1 rRNA gene is annotated in these 531 nt (G+C 45.4%); it reads left to right on the forward strand.

The features are described 5' to 3' along the window. Nucleotides 1–413 precede the first annotated feature (413 nt). Nucleotides 414–531: ribosomal RNA gene (locus tag H8B17_RS20535) — 16S ribosomal RNA — on the forward strand; the annotation flags it as partial.

Below are 531 nucleotides of genomic sequence, written 5' to 3' on the forward strand. Positions count from 1 at the left end.
GATATTTTTGGTGTAAAAGGTTGCTATGGGCCTTGGAGTATAAGGTTAAAGTTTCTACCTTTGCACCACTCCGCGAGGGGGTATGGTACGGGGGATACCGGTAGATAGGTTCCGGTCCGATAAAAAAAGAAAATTTTATTTTGTTTTGTTGGAAATTTCCCTTACCTTTGCAGTCCCTTCGGGAACGAGGGGTTTTAAAAAAAGATAATCCGGCCGTTTATTCGGTCCAGATATAGAGGCCAAAGCGCGAAGCGGAGGCATATAAGTTCTTTAAATAGATGATCATGTAGCGCAGCAGATACCCTTTATAGGGGAATGCTGTAACAAGAAGTTACAATTATTCCGGTCCGGGCCGTACAGTACAACAATACTGACGATCCGGTCTATACAGACCGGGGTCAATTTTACATTTTACAATGGAGAGTTTGATCCTGGCTCAGGATGAACGCTAGCGGCAGGCCTAATACATGCAAGTCGGACGGGATTCCGTTATAGCTTGCTATAACGGATGAGAGTGGCGCACGGGTGCGT

The organism is Sphingobacterium arenae (assembly GCF_014692505.1).
Taxonomy (GTDB): Bacteria; Bacteroidota; Bacteroidia; order Sphingobacteriales; family Sphingobacteriaceae; genus Sphingobacterium; species Sphingobacterium arenae.